The sequence below is a fragment of the Bartonella sp. TS25HLJMH genome (assembly GCF_042193505.1).
GTDB lineage: Bacteria > Pseudomonadota > Alphaproteobacteria > Rhizobiales > Rhizobiaceae > Bartonella > Bartonella grahamii.
Map to the genome: position 1 here is coordinate 1 of NZ_JBHILV010000109.1, position 584 is coordinate 584.

The 584-nt window shown below is 33.7% G+C and carries 1 protein-coding gene; it reads right to left on the bottom strand.

The window, feature by feature from the left end; all coding sequences use genetic code 11:
* Positions 1 to 171: 171 nt before the first annotated feature.
* Entirely contained in the window at positions 172 to 546 is a 375-nt protein-coding gene (locus tag ACFINF_RS09520; RefSeq protein ID WP_375620630.1) for a helix-turn-helix domain-containing protein, read from the bottom strand.
* Between the last annotated feature and the right edge of the window lie 38 nt (positions 547 to 584).

Sequence of the window (584 nt, forward strand, 5' to 3'; positions counted from 1 at the left end):
CTTTATGAAGCGTAAAGATAGTGGTGCTCTGTAAATTGTATACTTCATAGGGGCTTTACCGTTATACCATTCACGGATAACATGTAAGTTTTATGTAAAAATAACTTGCTGTATTTATACAGCTTTTTTACAGTGAGGGACGCGTAAATAAAAGTTAGGGAATAGGATTTTCTAACATTTCTCTATAAAGCACGCTTCGCACAATGTTTCTAATGTTTCTTTGAAATCTGCTAACGCTTCTTGATGTAAGCCATCTAAAAGTCTCATAAACGCAACAACAGTTTCACGTTGCAACGGAGTAGAAGGTTTTATTACGATGCTTTTTCGACAAGAATAGGCTTCTTTTTTTAAGAGAGAAGCCATTGCTTTATCTAAACCATAAAGCTCTATGATCTTTTCTTCCAGTTCTACAGGAACAGATTTTTTGCCAATTTCTACAGCAGATAAAAATGATACAGATATGTCTAATTTCTTAGCCATATCTAAGAGGCGTTCGGAGTGATCAATGCGAAGTTTACGTAAAATTTTACCAAAAGATGTAACCATATAAAAAGTCCTATTAGAGAAGAAATATTTTCTTCTGA